General features: G+C 69.9%; 14 protein-coding genes. 10 read left to right on the top strand and 4 right to left on the bottom strand.

Annotation, left to right across the window (positions count from 1 at the left end; all coding sequences use genetic code 11):
• Position 1: 1 nt before the first annotated feature.
• Positions 2-1,798: a bifunctional sugar phosphate isomerase/epimerase/4-hydroxyphenylpyruvate dioxygenase family protein gene (locus ACMTAK_RS19605; RefSeq protein ID WP_413807421.1), complete on the top strand. Its 1,797-nt coding sequence runs from the start codon at positions 2-4 to the stop codon at positions 1,796-1,798.
• A gap of 53 nt (positions 1,799-1,851) precedes the next feature.
• The gene (locus ACMTAK_RS19610) at positions 1,852-3,285 is read left to right on the top strand and encodes an Nramp family divalent metal transporter (protein ID WP_413807422.1); all 1,434 of its coding nucleotides are present in this window, start codon (positions 1,852-1,854) and stop codon (positions 3,283-3,285) included.
• Positions 3,286-3,351: 66 nt separating this feature from the next.
• On the opposite strand, the gene ACMTAK_RS19615 is transcribed toward ACMTAK_RS19610, so the two are convergent.
• Positions 3,352-5,592, bottom strand: coding sequence for a transglycosylase domain-containing protein (locus tag ACMTAK_RS19615; RefSeq protein ID WP_413807423.1), 2,241 nt, complete (start codon positions 5,590-5,592; stop codon positions 3,352-3,354).
• Between the two features lie 216 nt (positions 5,593-5,808).
• Between ACMTAK_RS19615 and ACMTAK_RS19620 the strand changes: the two genes are divergently transcribed.
• The 6 genes from ACMTAK_RS19620 (at position 5,809) to ACMTAK_RS19645 (ending at position 11,540) form a co-directional block, all read left to right on the top strand.
• Positions 5,809-6,765 carry an SPFH domain-containing protein gene (locus ACMTAK_RS19620; RefSeq protein ID WP_413807424.1) on the top strand — a complete coding sequence of 319 codons (957 nt, stop codon included), beginning with the start codon at positions 5,809-5,811 and terminating at the stop codon, positions 6,763-6,765.
• A gap of 47 nt (positions 6,766-6,812) precedes the next feature.
• The gene (locus ACMTAK_RS19625) at positions 6,813-7,061 is read left to right on the top strand and encodes a type II toxin-antitoxin system antitoxin (protein WP_413812937.1); all 249 of its coding nucleotides are present in this window, start codon (positions 6,813-6,815) and stop codon (positions 7,059-7,061) included.
• 87 nt (positions 7,062-7,148) lie between these two features.
• Positions 7,149-7,673 carry a PadR family transcriptional regulator gene (locus ACMTAK_RS19630; protein WP_262702997.1) on the top strand — a complete coding sequence of 175 codons (525 nt, stop codon included), beginning with the start codon at positions 7,149-7,151 and terminating at the stop codon, positions 7,671-7,673.
• A complete protein-coding gene (locus ACMTAK_RS19635; protein WP_413807425.1) occupies positions 7,670-8,356 on the top strand; it encodes an ABC transporter ATP-binding protein in 687 nt (228 codons plus the stop codon). The genes ACMTAK_RS19630 and ACMTAK_RS19635 overlap by 4 nt, the downstream gene beginning before the upstream one ends.
• Positions 8,353-10,770: an FtsX-like permease family protein gene (locus ACMTAK_RS19640; RefSeq protein WP_413807426.1), complete on the top strand. Its 2,418-nt coding sequence runs from the start codon at positions 8,353-8,355 to the stop codon at positions 10,768-10,770. Before ACMTAK_RS19635 ends, ACMTAK_RS19640 begins: the two co-directional genes overlap by 4 nt.
• A gap of 170 nt (positions 10,771-10,940) precedes the next feature.
• Positions 10,941-11,540 carry a Uma2 family endonuclease gene (locus ACMTAK_RS19645; protein WP_413807427.1) on the top strand — a complete coding sequence of 200 codons (600 nt, stop codon included), beginning with the start codon at positions 10,941-10,943 and terminating at the stop codon, positions 11,538-11,540.
• 3 nt (positions 11,541-11,543) lie between these two features.
• Here the strand turns inward: ACMTAK_RS19645 and ACMTAK_RS19650 are convergent, their stop codons facing one another.
• The gene (locus ACMTAK_RS19650; protein WP_413807428.1) at positions 11,544-12,503 is read right to left on the bottom strand and encodes a hydrogen peroxide-inducible genes activator; all 960 of its coding nucleotides are present in this window, start codon (positions 12,501-12,503) and stop codon (positions 11,544-11,546) included.
• Positions 12,504-12,641: 138 nt separating this feature from the next.
• On the opposite strand from ACMTAK_RS19650, the gene ACMTAK_RS19655 reads away from it, so the two are divergent.
• Positions 12,642-13,196 (top strand): peroxiredoxin, encoded by a 555-nt coding sequence (locus ACMTAK_RS19655; protein ID WP_413807429.1) that lies wholly within the window; start codon positions 12,642-12,644, stop codon positions 13,194-13,196.
• Between the two features lie 11 nt (positions 13,197-13,207).
• Positions 13,208-13,747, top strand: a complete 540-nt coding sequence (locus ACMTAK_RS19660) for an alkyl hydroperoxide reductase (RefSeq protein WP_138914026.1) — start codon at positions 13,208-13,210, stop codon at positions 13,745-13,747.
• A 103-nt stretch (positions 13,748-13,850) separates the two neighbouring features.
• Here the strand turns inward: ACMTAK_RS19660 and ACMTAK_RS19665 are convergent, their stop codons facing one another.
• Both ACMTAK_RS19665 and ACMTAK_RS19670 read right to left on the bottom strand, forming a co-directional pair.
• Positions 13,851-15,377 (bottom strand): AI-2E family transporter, encoded by a 1,527-nt coding sequence (locus tag ACMTAK_RS19665; RefSeq protein WP_413807430.1) that lies wholly within the window; start codon positions 15,375-15,377, stop codon positions 13,851-13,853.
• A gap of 144 nt (positions 15,378-15,521) precedes the next feature.
• Positions 15,522-16,238, bottom strand: coding sequence for an aggregation-promoting factor C-terminal-like domain-containing protein (locus ACMTAK_RS19670; protein ID WP_461773812.1), 717 nt, complete (start codon positions 16,236-16,238; stop codon positions 15,522-15,524).
• Positions 16,239-16,560 lie beyond the last annotated feature (322 nt).

The raw sequence follows: 16,560 nt of genomic DNA on the forward strand, positions 1-16,560 counted from the left end.
CATGCGCAAGTCCATCGCCACCGTGTGTCTCAGCGGCACCCTCGAGGAGAAGCTCACCGCCATCGCCGCCGCCGGTTTCGACGGGGTCGAGATCTTCGAGAACGACCTGCTGGCCAGCCCGCTGTCACCGGAGCAGATCCGGGACCGGGCCGCCGAACTCGGCCTCACCATCGACCTCTTCCAGCCGTTCCGCGACGTCGAAGCCGTGCCCGAGGACCTCCTGGCCCGCACGCTGCGCCGGGCCGAGAAGAAGTTCGCGGTCATGGAGCGGCTCGGGGCGGATCTGATGCTGGTGTGCTCCAGCGTCTCCCCCGCCGCCCTCGACAACGACGCCCTCGCCGCCGAACAGCTGCGGCTGCTGGCCGAACGGGCCGCCGCCCACGGCATCCGCATCGCCTACGAGGCGCTGGCCTGGGGGCGCCATGTGAACACCTACGACCACGCCTGGCGGATCGTCCGGCAGGCCGACCACCCGGCGCTCGGCACCTGCCTGGACAGCTTCCACATCCTCTCGCGCGGCTCGGACCCCAAGGGCATCGAGGAGATCCCCGGCGAGAAGATCTTCTTCCTCCAGCTCGCCGACGCCCCGCTGATGGCCATGGACGTCCTCCAGTGGAGCCGCCACTACCGCTGCTTCCCCGGCCAGGGCGGCCTCGACGTGGCCGGGCTGCTGGAGCACGTCCTGCGGGCCGGCTACGACGGGCCGCTGTCCCTGGAGGTCTTCAACGACGTCTTCCGGCAGGGCGACACCGCCCGTACCGCCGTGGACGCGCTGCGCTCGCTGATCGCCCTGGAGGAGGCCGCGGGCCGGACCGATCTGCCCGCCCCCGTCGTCCCCACCGGCTTCGCCTTCGCCGAACTGGCCTCCACCGGCCCCGAGCTGCCCGCGCTCCTGACCGGGCTGGGCTTCGCCCGCACCGGCCGCCACCACTCCAAGCCCGTGGAGCTCTGGGAGCAGGGCGACGCCCGTATCGTCCTCAACTCCGGCCTCGACGCCGCCACCGGGCACCCCGAACCGGCACTCGCCGCCATCGGCCTGGAGACCCCCGACCCGGCCGCCTCCGCGGGCCGGGCGCGGGCCCTGCTCGCCCCCGTACTGCCGCGCCACCGGGCCGTCGCGGACGCCCCGCTGGACGCGGTCGCCGCGCCCGACTCCACCGAGCTCTTCTTCTGCCGCACCGAACACCCCGACCACCCCAGCTGGACCGGCGACTTCACCCCGCGCGCCGCCTCCGCCTCCCCCGCCGGGATCACCCACATCGACCATGTGGCGCTCACCCAGCCCCGGCACCACTTCGACGAGGCCTCGCTGTTCTACCGCGCCGTCCTGGGACTGCGGCCGCACGAGTCCCTGGAACTGGCCGATCCGTACGGGCTGCTGCGCAGCCGGGCCGTCTCAGGGGCCGACGGCTCGGTACGGCTCGCGCTCAACGTCGCCCAGATCCGCCCGGGTTCGGGCCCGTCCGGCTCGCTGTGGCAGCACATCGCGCTGCACAGCCGGGACATCGTCGCCACCGCGCGCCGGCTGCGGGAACGCGGCGCGCCCCTGCTGCCCATCCCCGACAACTACTACGACGACCTCGAAGCGCGCCATGAGCTCGACCCCGGGCTCCATCGCACCCTGCGGGAACTCGGCCTGCTCTACGACCGGGACGACAGCGGCGCCTTCCTGCACCTGTACACGGCCACCGTCGGCCGGGTCTTCTTCGAGATCGTCCAGCGGATCGACGGCTACCAGGGCTATGGCGCGGCCAACGCGCCCGTACGCCTGGCCGCCCAGCACGCCCGCACCCGCTGAACCCCCCAATCCCCCCGTCCGGAAACGGCCTCGCCGTCCCCCGAGGAGCCGCCATGTCGTCAGCGTCGTCGACACCGTCCGCCCAGCGCCCGTCCCCCACCACCGCCCCGCCCGACTGTCTCGATCTGCCCGATCCACCACCGCTGCGCACGATGGTCGGACCGGGGGTCGTCGCCGTCGGGATCGGCATGGCGGCGGGCGAGATCATCCTCTGGCCGTATCTGACCTCGGTCGGCGGGCTCGGGCTGCTCTGGCTCGCGGTGGTCACCCTGGCCATCCAGACGGTGATCAACCTGGAGATCGAGCGCTACACCCTGGCCACCGGGCAGACCGTGGTCGCCGGTTTCTCCCGCTGGTCCAAGGCGTGGGGCATCCTGATCTGCCTGGCCGGGGCGTTCCAGTACGTCTGGCCGGGCTGGGCCACCTCCGGATCGACCGTGCTCACCTATCTGACCGGCGGCGGCGATGTCGTCTGGATCACCGTGGGCTCGCTGGTGGGCTTCGGGGTGGTGCTAACCGTCTCACCGGTGGTCTACCGCACGATCGAGAAGGTCGAGCTGGTCAAGGTCATCCTGACGCTGTTCTTCCTCGCCGTCGTCGCGGTCGCCGTCATCGGCTGGCACACCTGGACCACGGCGGGCGAGAAGACCGTCACCGGCGCCGGACGGATCCCGGGCGGCATCACCTTCACCATGATCCTCAGCGCGCTGGGTGCCGCCGGGGCGGGCGGGGTGCACAACCTGGTGCTCAGCAACTGGATCCGCGACAAGGGCTACGGCATGGGCGCCCATGTCCCCAAGCTGGTCTCCCCGATCACCGGCCAGTCGGAGGCATCGGGCGCCGACCGCTACGCCTTTCCGCAGGACGAGGCCAATCTGGCCCGCTGGCGGGTGTGGTGGCGGCGGGCCAACACCGAGCACATCGTGTCGTTCTTCGTGATCTGCCTGGTGACCATCGGGCTGATGAGCATGCTCGCGTACGAAACCCTCTTCGGACGCGACGACGTGGAGAACAGCCCGGAGTTCCTGCGGCTCCAGGGCGATCTCCTGGGGCAGCAGGTGGGCGACTGGCTGAAGATCCTTTTCTTCGCGGTGGCGACGGTCTCGCTCTGGGCCGCCTCCATCGGCCTGCTCGACATCATCGGACGGGTGGTCAGCGACTTCACCAAGCGCAACTACCTGCGGGATTCGGCCTTCTGGACCGAGGGTCGGCTGTACTTCGCGGTGGTGTGGGCCGAGGTCGCCATCGGCTCGGCGATCCTGCTGTCCGGGGTGAACCAGCCGATCGTGCTGCTGACCATCTCCACCTGCACCGCCTCCATCGTCACCCTCGTCTACACGGCGCTGCTGATCCGGCTCAACCGCCGCGATCTGCCGGCCGCCGTACGGCTGCGGGGGCCACGGCTGGGCATGATGCTGCTGGCCATCGGCTTCTACGGCTTCTTCGCCCTCGCGATGCTGAAGAGCCAGCTGGAGGAGAACTTCTGACGGCCGTACGGCGATGCGGCCCCGCGGTCCGGTGCGGGCGCGCCCTCGGCACGCCCGCACCGGCCGTCACTCCTGGTCTCTGCGGAGGATGCCGCCACCGTCGTCGTCGCCCGAGGCCGAGCTCGACGGGTCGGGCGGGCTCGGGGAGTCGGCGTCGCCCGAGGGCGACGCCGATGACGAGGCGCTTGACGACGCGCTGGACGACGGGCTGGACGACGGGGACGAGGAGGGCGACTCGCTGTTCGACGGGGACGAGGACGGGCTGGACGAGGGCGACTCCGAGGTGGCGCTCGTACTCGGCGACGTGGGCGGCTTGACCGCCGCCCCCATGTCGGTGTCCAGGTCGAACTTCGAGGCCTTCTCGCCGCGCAGCGCGGACTCGGTGTACGCGGCCCAGATCCTGGCCGGGAAGTCACCGCCGTTGACGCGGCCGCCGCCCGCGGTGCCCTTGAGCGAGACCTGCTTGCCGACGCCCTTCAGCTCGCCGAACATGCCGACCGAGGTGACCAGATCGGGAGTGTAGCCGGTGAACCAGGCCGACTTGTTGTCGTCCGAGGTGCCGGTCTTGCCCGCGACCGCCTGGCCCTGCTGCCGCACGGCCTGGCCGGTGCCGTCGTCGACCACCCCGGTGAGGACGGAGGTGACGGAGTCGGCGGCGCCGCGGCTGATCGCCTGGCCGTTGGTGGGATCGGGCAGCTGGGGCCGCTCGTCGCCCTTCTCGGCGGACTTCACGATCGCCGGAGTGACCTTCTTGCCGTGGTTGTCGAGGGTCGCGTAGACCCCGGCCATCTCCTTGGGGCTGGCGCCCATCACGCCCAGGGACATCGCGGGGCGCACGTCGAAGCCACCCGCGTCCTTGCTCATGCCCAGGTCGATGGCGGTGTTCTTCACCTTGTCCAGGCCCACGTCCACCGCCATCTGCGCGAAGACGGAGTTGACGGAGTTGTTCATGGCCTTCTGGACGGAGATGGGGCCGTAGGACTTGTTGTCCTCGTTCGGCGGGGCGAAGGCGGTGTCACTGCCCTTGACGGGCCGTCTGCTGGTGCCGTCGTAGATGGTGCTCGCCGTGATCGGGGTGCTGTCCTGGGTGGTGGAGCCGTTCTCCAGCCCCGCGGCCAGGATCAGCGGCTTGAAGGTGGAGGCGGGCTGGTAGTCAGAACGGGTGGCGTTGCTGGTCCAGTGCTCGGTGTAGCCCGCGCCCCCGTACATCGCCACGATGCCACCGGACTTGGGGTCCACCGAGACCGCGCCCACCTGAGCGTCGCCGTCGACCTTGCGCTTCTTCGGGTCCAGCTTGGACGTCAGCTCGGTGCGGACCGCCTTCTCCAGCGCCTTCTGCTTCTTCTTGTCGATGTTGAGGGTGACCGTCCAGCCGCCGGCCTCGAACTCTTTCTCGTCCACCCCGGCCTTGAACAGCTCGTCCTTGGCAGCTTTGATGAAGTAGCCCGCCTGGCCGTCGAGACCCGGGATGGGGCGGGGCTCGATGGGCACGGGGAACTTCATGCCCTCGCGCTCGCTCTTGGGCAGCCAGTCCTTCTCGACCATGTTGTTGAGGACGTAGTTCCAGCGCGCCTTCACCAGCCGCTTGCCCTTGGGGCCCGCCGCCGACCAGTCGTACTGGCTGGGCGCCTGGAGCACCGACGCGAGATAGGCGCCCTGCTCGACGCTGAGGTCCTCGACGTCCTTGTTGTAGTACGCGCGGGCGGCGGCCTGGATGCCGTAGGCGCCGCGGCCGTAGTAGCTGGTGTTGATGTAGCCCGCGAGGATGTAGTCCTTGGACTTCTGCTGGTCGACCTTGAGCGAGATCACCAGTTCCTTCAGCTTGCGGCTGACGGTCTGTTCCTGGCTCAGGTAGTAGTTCTTGACGTACTGCTGGGTGATGGTCGAACCGCCCTGTTTGCCCCGGCCCAGCGCGGTGTTGATGAGACCGCGGGCGGTGCCGGTGAACGAGACGCCGGAGTCACCGTAGAAGTCCTTGTTCTCGGCGGCGACAAAGGTGTGCTGCACCTTCTTGGGGATCTTGGACAGAGGCACCGACTCGCGGTTGACCTTGCCCTCCTTCGCCATGATCGAGCCGTCGCTGTACTTGTAGACGTTGGCCTCGGCCTTGGCCGCGGCGTTCGCAGGCGGAACCTCCACCAGCAGATAGAGGACGAAGAACGCCCCGACGAGCAGCGCACCGAGCCCCAGGACGTACCCCAGCAGCCACTTCCAGGTGAAGAAGCGGCGTATGCCCCCCGACTTCGCCGCCCGCTTGGCTCTGCGAGCGCCCTTCTGCCGCGCGCGTCGCTCTTCCGCTCTACCCATCGCTCCCGCCGCTCCAGTCCGTAAGCCCCCCAGGCCAGCTCATGAAACTAACACCGCAACAACCCTCAAATGCCCATCGATCTAGCTTTTTCCGAAGGTGACAAAAAGCACCCACTCCAAGGGAACTGACGGCTTACGGGCCTCAAGGGTTGCCACCGACCCGTAATGTGCTATCACTTTGCTAGACGCACCACCGAACGAAACGGGGAGCCCTCCATGTCCGACGCCACCTCAACCGACTCCGTGACCGAACAGGCCGACATACCGTCCCTCCCGGAACCGCGGGTCCGGGAGCGGCCCGCGCACAACGTCAGCGGCGGGCTGGCCCTGCTCGGGGGCCTGGCCGGACTCGCGGGCGGCGTCGGGCTGATCCTCGCGGGCGCCGCCGTCGCAGCCGGACACAAGGGCGCCTGGTCCACGCTGCTGATCGTCTCCGGCATCGTGGTGATCATCGCCGCGATCCTCACCATGTGCGGCCTCAACACCATCGCGCCCGGCGAGGCCCGGGTGGTCCAGCTCTTCGGCCGCTACCGCGGCACCATCCGCACCGACGGGCTGCGCTGGGTGAACCCGCTCACCAGCCGGGAGAAGATCTCCACCCGGGTGCGCAACCACGAGACCGCGGTGCTCAAGGTCAACGACGCCTACGGCAACCCGATCGAGCTCGCCGCGGTCGTCGTCTGGAAGGTCGAGGACACCGCCCAGGCGATGTTCGAGGTGGACGACTTCCTGGAGTTCGTCGCCACCCAGACCGAGGCCGCCGTCCGGCACATCGCCATCGAGTACCCGTACGACGCCCATGAGGAGGGCGCCCTCTCGCTGCGCGGCAACGCCGAGGAGATCACCGAGAAGCTCGCGATCGAACTGCACGCCCGGGTCGAGGCGGCCGGGGTCCACATCATCGAATCCCGCTTCACCCACCTCGCCTACGCCCCGGAGATCGCCTCCGCGATGCTCCAGCGCCAGCAGGCGGGCGCGGTGGTGGCCGCGCGCCGGCAGATCGTGGACGGCGCGGTCGGCATGGTCGAGGCGGCACTGGCCCGGATCGCCGAGGAGGAGATCGTGGCGCTGGACGAGGAGCGCAAGGCCGCGATGGTCAGCAATCTGATGGTGGTGCTCTGCGGGGACCGCTCCCCGCAGCCCGTTCTGAACACCGGCACGCTGTACCAGTGACGGACGAGAGCGAGCGGAAGGCACGGCAGCCGCGGCAGCGTAAACAGATGCTGCTGCGGCTCGACCCGGCCGTCCATGACGCCCTCGCGCGCTGGGCCAACGACGAACTGCGCAGCGCCAACGCGCAGATCGAGTTCCTGCTGCGCAAGGCGCTCGCGGACGCGGGCCGGCTGCCCGGCGCGGCGCGCCCGATCCCGCGCCGGGGCCGCCCGCCGCGGCGGCCCGCCGAGGGCACCGAGGGCGCGGACCCCACCGAGGGCCCGGAGGGCACCGGCCACGAGCCGAACCGACCCTGACCCCTGCCACACCTCACTGACCTGCGGTAACGCACCCACCATCACAGCTATACACTCCAGGTATACGCATGGTGTAGAGTGCTGGGCATGTCAATTGGCCACACCCTGCTCGGACTCCTCGAGGGCGGCCCGCGCCACGGCTATGACCTCAAGCGAGCCTTCGACGAAAGATTTGGACACGACCGCCCGCTGCACTACGGGCAGGTCTACTCGACCATGTCCCGGCTCCTGAAGAACGGCCTGGTGGAGGTCGACGGCATCGAGCACGGCGGCGGCCCGGAGCGCAAGCGCTACGCCATCACCGACGCGGGCATCACCGATGTGGAGAGCTGGCTCACCCAGCCCGAGAAGCCCGAGCCGTACCTCCAGTCGGTCCTCTACACCAAGGTCGTCATCGCCCTGCTCACCGGGCGTGACGCGGCCGATCTCCTGGACGTCCAGCGCGCCGAACATCTGCGGCTGATGCGCGATCTGACGCAGCGCAAGCGCGGCGGCGACCTCAGCGACCAACTCATCTGCGACCACGCCCTCTTCCATCTCGAGGCCGATCTGCGCTGGCTGGAACTCACCGCCGCCCGCCTCGGCCAACTCGCCAAGGCGGTGCGCTCATGACCCCGGCAGGCTCCTTGCTGATCGCCACGTCCCTGCACAAGACGTACGGTCGCACCCCCGCCCTGGACGGTGCCGACTTCTCCATCCACCCCGGCGAGGTCGTCGCCGTCATGGGCCCCTCCGGCTCGGGCAAGTCGACGCTGCTGCACTGCCTCGCCGGGATCGTGAAGCCGGACTCCGGCTCCGTCCACTACAACGGGCGCGAGCTGACCACCCTGTCGGACGCCGAGCGCAGCGGTCTGCGCCGCGGCGAGTTCGGCTTCGTCTTCCAGTTCGGCCAGCTCGTCCCCGAGCTGAGCTGTGTGGAGAACGTCGCGCTGCCGCTGCGGCTGAACGGCACCAAGCGCAAGGAGGCCGAGGCCCGGGCGTCGGCATGGATGGAGCAGCTCGAGGTCGCCGATGTGGCGCACAAGCGGCCCGGCGAGGTCTCCGGCGGCCAGGGGCAGCGGGTCGCCGTCGCCCGGTCGCTGGTCACCGGGCCGCGGGTGCTGTTCGCCGACGAGCCGACCGGTGCGCTGGACTCGCTCAACGGGGAGCGGGTGATGGAGCTGCTGACCGAGGCCGCCCGGGAGTCCCGTACCGCCGTGGTGCTGGTCACCCATGAGGCCCGGGTCGCCGCCTACTCCGACCGCGAGGTCGTCGTCCGCGACGGCAAGGCCCGCGATATGGCAGGGGTCCGATGAGCGGCCAGGACGCCCCGGCGGTGGAGCCCCGCTCCCGTGTCTCCGTCGCCCGCTGGGCCGCCGATCTGGCCATGGGCGGCCGGTTCGCGGTCACCGGCGGCCGGGAGAGCTGGGCCAGGACGATCATGACGGCGGTGGGCGTCGGTCTGGGGGTGGCGTTGTTGCTGCTGGCCTCCTCCGTCCCCAACATGTACCAGGAGCGCAATGATCGGGGCGACGCCCGCTCCGCGCTCAACTTCGGGGACACCGAGGTGAAGCCCGGCCCGGATACTCTCCGGCTCGGCGACGCGGGCACCACCTATCGCGACCGGGACATCGGCGGCATGGTCATGGCCCCCGACGGCAAGGGCACCCCGCCCCTGCCCCCGGGCATCGACCGGATACCGGCCGCCGGTGAGATGTGGGTGTCCCCGGCGCTGAAGAAGCTCCTCGGCTCCGACGAGGGGAAGCTGCTCCGGGACCGCTTCCCGTACCGCACCATCGGGGTGATCGGCGACAGCGGCCTGTCCGGCCCGACCGAACTCACCTACTACGCGGGGATCTCCCAGAAGGCGTTCGGCCACGTCAGCTCCGGCTATCACATCGACCACTGGGGCAAGGAGAAGAAGGGCAAAAGCGAGCCCCTGGACCCCGCGCTGCTGCTGCTGATCATCGTGGGCTGTGTGGTGCTGCTGCTGCCGGTGCTCATCTTCATCGCCACCGCGGCCCGCTTCGGCGGTGAGCGGCGCGACCGGCGGCTGGCCGCGCTGCGGCTGGTCGGCGCGGACATCCATATGACCCGGCGGATCGCCGCCGGTGAGTCGCTCTTCGGCTCGCTCCTCGGGCTCGCGGTCGGCACCGGGATGTTCCTGCTGGTGCGGGAGCTGGTCAGCGGCGTCGACGTCTGGGGCATCAGCTTCTTCGCGTCCGACATCGTGCCGAGCGCCCCGCTCGCCCTGGCGATCGCGGCGGCCGTGCCCGCCTCGGCCGTCATGGTCACGCTGGTCGCCCTGCGCGGCATCGCCATCGAACCGCTGGGGGTCGTGCGGAACGCCACGCCCAAGCGCCGCCGTCTGTGGTGGCGGCTGCTCCTGCCGCTCCTGGGCCTGGCCCTGCTGCTGCCGCTCGCGGGCGGCTTCGGGGCCGGCAGCGGAGGAGGGAGCGACTTGCAGGCATACCAGGCCGCGGCCGGTGCCGTCCTGCTGCTCCTCGGCATCACCGCGCTGCTGCCCTGGGTCGTCGAGGCCGTGGTGGAACGCTTCGGCGGCAGGGGCTCGGTGCCCTGGCAGCTCGCCACCCGCCGGCTCCAGCTCAGCAGCGGCACCGCCTCGCGCGCCGTCAGCGGCATCACGGTCGCCGTCGCCGGAGCCCTCGCGCTCCAGATGCTCTTCGCCAGCGTGCAGGCCGAGGACGCCACGTCCACCGGCCAGGACCCGACCCGCGCCCAGCTGATGGCGAACGTCCCGGTGGCCAACGGCACCCAAGCCCGCGACGCCTTCGACCGGTACCGCACGACCAAGGGCGTACGCGATCTGCTCGGTGTCACCGAGGACTACGTCTCCGATGTGCACCGCAGCAAGGACGACCCGTCGACGTACCCGGAAGAGGCCATCACCGTCGCCGACTGCACCACGCTCCGCGAGGTGGTCCGCATCACCAGCTGTAAGAACGGCGATGTCTTCCTCGCCGATTCGCCCAGCTACTACGGGGAAGGGGAGGGCTTCGCCAAACCGGGCGCCCAGGTCAACCTCGCCTACGGCGACGATGGTCAGCCGGACCTGAGCAAGAAGAAGCTGTGGACGATCCCCCGCTCGGCCACGAACGTGAAGCCCCGGCAGGACCCGGTGGGAGGCGAACGCACCGGCATCTTCGCCACCCCCGGCGCCTTCGATGTCGCCGACCTGCCGGACCCCCAGGCGGCGGCCATGATCCGGCTGGACCCGAAGGTGCCGGACGGGGTCGAGTATGTGCGCAACGCCAGCGCGGTGCTCTCCCCGACGATCGATGTCATGCAGCTCACCAGCACCGCCCAGTCGGATGCGTTCACGGTCATCCGCAAGGCCCTGTTCATCGGCGCCACCGCGACCCTGCTGCTCATCGGGGCCAGCATGATCGTGACCACCCTGGAACAGCTCCGCGACCGCAAGCGGCTGCTGTCCGTCCTGGTCGCCTTCGGCACCCGGCGCACCACGCTCAGCTGGTCCGTGCTGTGGCAGACCGCGGTCCCGGTGGTGCTGGGGCTGGCGCTGTCGATCGCGGGAGGGCTGGCGCTGGGCGTGACGCTGCTGAAGATGGTCGGCCGGCCGCTGGCCGTGGACTGGACCGGGCTCGCCACCATGACCGGCATCGGCGGCGGGGTCATCCTGCTGGTGACCCTGGTCAGCCTGCCGCCGCTGTGGCGGATGATGCGGCCGGAGGGGTTGCGGACGGAGTAGGCCGCCGCCCACCCCGATCCCGGACCGGGAGCCGCTTCCGCCTGCGGAACGGCCCCCGGCCCGGGTTTTTGGTGGTTATGCCACCCGTGCGGGTGAACTCCGATGGACGGGACGTTTCCGCAGCTCTCGCCCTACGATGATGGTCTCGACACCAGCCACCAGGAGGTGCCATGTCTGCCGCAGCGGTCGAGTACCCCTGTGACGGCCCGGAGCGGAACCTGCTCGAAGAAGCCGAGCGGATCTCCGCCATGCTCCCCGGCTACCGCGTCGAGATCATCGGGGAAGAAATCACCGTGACGCCACCGCCCGACATGCCTCACGGGGATTCGCTGACCGACCTCACGTTTGCCTTCGCGCCCGCCCACGGCAAGCTGACGCGAGTGGTCCAGGGTTCGGGCGTGTGGCTCCCCGACGGCCCCTTCGACTACGCCGTACCGGACCTTGCCGTGGTCGATGCCGACTACCGGGACCACTGCATCGAGCACAATTGCTACGACCCCACGATCTTCCGTCTGGTCCTGGAGGTCACCTCGAGCAACCTCGGCAACGACCTGAAGACGAAAGTCACCGCCTACGCGATCGCCAAGATCCCCGTCTACGTGATCGTCAACCGCACGAAGCAGCGCATCCACGTCCTGACGGATCCGATCGCCAACGAATACAACCACCATCGCGTCTGCGCCCCGGGTGAGCACATCACCCTCCCGGAGTCGATCGGCGCCGAGGTCACCCTGGACGTGGAAGCGGTCCTGGCAGCCGGGCGCCCCTGACACTCACCCCCGGGCGATCCGCACCGGCAGCGGCCGCAGCGCCTCCCGCAGCGCCTCCGCGAACGCCTCGAACTCCTCCGTGCGCGCCGCGCCCGCCCGCATGGCCAGGGCTATCCGGCGGGCGGGCGCCGGATCGGCGAAGTCGCCGGTGGCCAGATGGTCGTTGCGCGCGGTCTCCACCCGGAGCGCGGTGCGGGGCAGCAGCGTCACCCCGAGCCCGCCCGCGACCAGCTGCACCAGGGTGGAGAGCCCGGCGGCGCTGGTGGTCACCGGGGCGCCCTCGGTGCGGCCCGCCTCACGGCAGATGTCCAGCGCCTGGTCGCGCAGGCAGTGGCCCTCGTCGAGCAGCAGCAGATCCAGTTCCTTGAGCGCCTCGCGGGGGATGTCATCGCGCCCGCCCAGCCAGTGGTCCCGCGGGGTGACCAGCACGAAGTCCTCGTCGAACAGCGGCATTTCGACCACTCCGGGCGCGCCGAGCGGCACCGCGAGCAGCAGCAGATCCAGACGGCCGTGGGCCAGCCCCTCCAGCAGCGAGGCGGTCTGCTCCTCGTGCACCTGGAGATCGAGCCGGGGGTAGCGCTGATGCACCAGCCGCAGCACGGTCGGCAGCAGATACGGCGCCACGGTCGGGATCACCCCGAGCCGCAGCACACCGGTGAACGGCGCCCGTGCCGCCTCGGCCTCCTCCAGCAGCTCCCCGACCGCTTCGAGCACGGTGCGTGCACGGACCGCCAGCCGCTCCCCCGCCGGACTGAGCAGCACCTTGCGCGTCGTACGCTCGAGCAGCTGGACACCGAGTGCCTCCTCGAGCGCCGCGACGGCGCCCGAGAGCGCGGGCTGGCTCATCCCGATGGCGGCCGCGGCATCGCGGAAGTGCAGCTGTTCCGCGACCGCGACAAAGGCCCTGAGCTGGGAAATGCTCGGCTGGCGCGGTTTGCCGGACAGTGTGGGTGATGCGGCCACTGATAGCCACCTCCAATCAACCTCACCGAGTGTAGCTATTTCACTGATCAATGCACTCTGTGCCAGGGTGGAACCGTCCAACCCCAGGAAAACCCGGACGAGCGGGTCTTTCCTATGCGAAAGCTGCAAGGAGTACGCGTGCTCACCGTCGGTGACAAGTTCCCCGAGTACGACCTGACCGCCTGCGTGTCGCTGGAGAGCGGCAAGGAGTTCGAGCAGATCCACCACAAGTCCTACGAGGGCAAGTGGCGCGTGGTGTTCTTCTGGCCCAAGGACTTCACCTTCGTGTGCCCGACCGAGATCGCCGCCTTCGGCAAGCTGAACGACGAGTTCGCCGACCGTGACGCGCAGATCCTCGGTGTCTCCGGCGACTCCGAGTTCGTCCACCACGCCTGGCGCAAGGACCACGCCGACCTGCGTGACCTGCCCTTCCCGATGCTGGCCGACTCCAAGCACGAGCTGATGCGCGACTGCGGCGTCGAGGGTGAGGACGGCTTCGCGCAGCGCGCCGTGTTCATCGTGGACCAGAACAACGAGATCCAGTTCACCATGGTGACGGCCGGTTCCGTGGGCCGTAACCCCAAGGAGGTCCTGCGGGTGCTGGACGCCCTGCAGACCGATGAGCTGTGCCCCTGCAACTGGAGCAAGGGCGAGGACACCCTGGACCCGGTGGCCCTCCTCTCGGGAGAGTGAGCTGATTCGCCATGGCACTCGATGAGCTGAAGTCCGCGCTGCCGGACTACGCCAAGGACCTCAAGCTGAACCTCGGTTCGGTGATCGGCAACTCCGAGCTTCCGCAGCAGCAGCTGTGGGGCACCGTGCTGGCCTGCGCGATCGCCTCGCGTTCGGCGCGCGTGCTGACCGAGCTCGAGCCGGAGGCCAAGGCCAACCTCTCGCCGGAGGCGTACACCGCCGCCAAGTCGGCGGCCGCCATCATGGCGATGAACAACGTCTACTACCGGACCCGGCATCTGCTGTCCGACCCGGAGTACGGCAACCTGCGCGCGGGGCTGCGGATGAACGTCATCGGCAACCCGGGCGTGGAGAAGGTCGACTTCGAGCTGTGGTCGCTCGCCGTGTCCGCGATCAACGGCTGCGGAATGTGCCTCGACTCGCATGAGCAGGTGCTCCGCAAGGCGGGCGTGGACCGCGAGACGATCCAGGAAGCGTTCAAGATCGCCTCGGTGCTGCAGGCGGTCGGCGCCACCCTGGACGCCGAGGGCGTCCTGGCCGCGGGCGGCTGACGCGCACGGTCGCACCGTTAGTCGCGGAAGACCCGAAGGGCGCCCCACCGATCGGTGGGGCGCCCTTCGGTGTTCGTTCATCGGCCCATGCCACCGGGGCGGATCATCGGTCCCCGCCCTCCCCGGGCGGCAGGCCCGGCGGCGCGGTGGGCGCCGTACCGGAGGCGGTGGCGCCGTGCGGGCCCGGGACGGCGCGCAGTGCGTTCTCCTGGCTGTAGCCGCGCAAGTAGACGACGACCGTATTGGCGACCGCCACCAGCGGAACGGCCACCACCGCGCCGCCGATGCCGCCGATCAGCGAACCGGCCGCGACCGACAGCACCACGGCCAGCGGATGGACCCGCACCGCCCGGCCGAGGATGAACGGCTGGAGCACATGGCCTTCGATCTGCTGGACGGCCAGCACCACGATCAGCACCATCGCCCCCGTGAACACGCCCTGGGTGACCAGCGCCACGACCACCGCGAGCGCGCCGGAGACCACCGCGCCCACCAGCGGGATGAAGGCGAAGAGGAAGATGAAGACGGCCAGTGGCACGGCCATCGGCACATCGAGGAAGAACAGACCCACGCCGATGAAGATGGCGTCGATCAGCGCCACGATCACCGTGCCGCGCACATACGCGGTCAGCGTCGACCAGGCGCGCGGGCCCGCGCCCGCCACGCCCTCGCGGGCCTGGGCGGGGACCAGCTTGAGGGTCCAGTTCCAGATCTTCGGGCCGTCGTACAGCAGGAAGAGCGTGGAGAACATCGTCAGCAGGATGCCCGTCAGCACCTCGACGACGACCGTGACGCCCTCCAGCCCCGCCGAGGTGATCTGCTCGGTATTGGCGCCGACCGCCTCGCGCAGGCTCTTGGCCACGTGGTTGATCTGCTTCTCGGTCACATGGAACGGGCTGTGCAGCAGCCAGCGCCGCAGATCGTCGATACCGGCCTGGACCTCGCCCGAGACCTCGTCGACGTTCTCCATGACCTGCCAGACCACGAACCACACGACCAGGCCCATGACGACGAAGCCGGCGATGAAGGTGAGCGCGGTGGCCAGCCCGCGCGGCACACCGCGCCGGCGCAGCCGGGTGACGGTGGGCTCCAGCAGCGCGGTGATGAGGATCGCGACGGTGAAGGACAGCACCACCAGTTGGACGGAGCTGATGACCCGCATGAGCACCCACACCGTGCCGCCGAGCACCAGCAGCCGCCAGGCCGCCTCGGCTGCCACGCGGACACCCCAGGGCACGGCGGCCACCGGATCGGGTCTGGCGGAGACGGCGGGGGCGTAGGCGGGTGGGGCGGGCACGCTGGCCGGCTGCTCCGGCCGGGCGGTCTCGCCCTCCCCGGCGGCGCCCTCCGGGGTCTCGGGGCCGCCGGGGCTTTCCGGGCGCTTCCGGCCCTCGGCGCCCTCAGCGCTCTCGGCGCCCCCCCGCGGGCATTCCTCAGATGGTCCGGGCCCCGGTCCTGGCCTCGGTTCAGCTCCCCGTTCGGGCCCCGGTCCGGGCCCTGGTGGCGTTCGCGGGCCGGTGTCGCCGTCGCCCTCGCGCCCCCGCATCTCGGCCTGTTGGGATTCGAGCCGGTGGGCGAGCCGGGTAAGTCCGGTTCCCAGCCTGCCGACCCACTGCGGCAATTTGGACATTTCTCGTTTCCTACCCCCAGTTTCCCCCTAGGCCGTCAAGGAGACGTTACCTGCCGAGGATGCGCGAAACCCCCGACCTGAGCCGGGGGTTTCGTGAAGCGTTCGATCCTGTGCCGCCACCGGGCGGGGCCCGGTGGAACCGGCTCAGTAGTGGCCGTTGGCCTGCCAGAACGACCAAGCGTCACACGGGCTGCCGTAGCGCTCGTTCATGTAGTTCAGGCCCCACTTGATCTGGGTGGCCGGGTTGGTCTGCCAGTCGGCGCCCGCCGAGGCCATCTTGCCGGCCGGCAGCGCCTGCACCAGGCCGTAGGCACCCGACGAGGGGTTGGTGGCCTTGTAGTTCCAGGTGGACTCGTGGTCCACGATGTTGCTGAAGCACTGGAACTGGCCGCTCGGCACGATCTGCCGTGCCATCGCCTGGACCTCGGCCACAGTGTACGAAGCCTGCTGGGGGAAGCTGGAGGCGTCACGCGTGGCCGAACGGCTCGCGACTTCCTTCTTCTCCTTGGCCTCGCGCTGCTTGGCCAGCTTCTCGGCGGCTGCCTTGTCCGCGGCGGCCTTCTTGGCCTTCGCGTCCTTGGCCGCCTGCTTGCGGGCTGCTTCCTCTGCGGACTTGCGCGCCTCCGCGTCGGCCGCGGTGGACTGGACGTCCGCCTGCTGCGTCAGGGATGCGGTCTGCGCGACAGCCTGCTGCCCAGCAGGGATGTCCGCAAGGAGCGTCGAATCGGCGGCGGTCGCCTCGATCGGGTCGGACGAGCCCTGCTGCTGCTGTCCGCCCGCGGCGACGCCGACGACGGCGCCCACAGTGGTGACCGCGGTGGCCGAAGCCACTGCGAATCCCCGGACCGAAATCCGGCTCACTCGGTTTCCTTCCAGCATCGCCCGCTTAGGTGACCTCGCGGGCGCAATCGTGCCCCTGGCGCTGGCCTCCCCTTGTTCCGTCCCCGGTAGTGCGATGGGGTCGACTGGTCACGGGAGGCACGGGCCCGGTGGGAATCTCCCGCGGGAGATCCTCGAGGTGCTCGGGCGGCATACGGCGAACGCTGTTTAGTTCTGATACTGCTGGTGCTCGGTACCGCTGGGGGTACTGGTGTGCCGTATGCGGGGCCTGACAGAACCCACACACTGCCGGACGCGGAGCCCCCTAGGCAATTCCCCGCCAGGTGTGAAAGCTCACATCCTG

Source organism: Streptomyces lacaronensis, assembly GCF_047337785.1.
In the GTDB taxonomy this organism is placed as follows: Bacteria; Actinomycetota; Actinomycetes; order Streptomycetales; family Streptomycetaceae; genus Streptomyces; species Streptomyces lycopersici.